Source organism: Exiguobacterium sp. E17S, from assembly GCF_057772545.1.
Map to the genome: position 1 here is coordinate 1 of NZ_JBYLRU010000036.1, position 239 is coordinate 239.

A 239-nucleotide genomic window follows, 5' to 3' on the forward strand; every position below is an offset into this window, starting at 1 on the left:
GGACGCGACGAACAGCGATATGCTTCGGGGAGCAGTAAGTATGCTTTGATCCGAAGATTTCCGAATGGGGGAACCCACCATCCGTAATGGGATGGGACATGTTACATGAATACATAGTGTAGCGTGAGGCAGACCCGGGGAACTGAAACATCTAAGTACCCGGAGGAAGAGAAAGCAAATGCGATTCCCTGAGTAGCGGCGAGCGAAACGGGAACAGCCCAAACCGGAGAGCATGCTCT

The 239-nt window shown here is 52.7% G+C and carries 1 rRNA gene; it reads left to right on the forward strand.

Annotated elements, in window-relative coordinates:
• A 23S ribosomal RNA gene (locus AC3B4V_RS16325) occupies positions 1-239 on the forward strand; the annotation flags it as partial.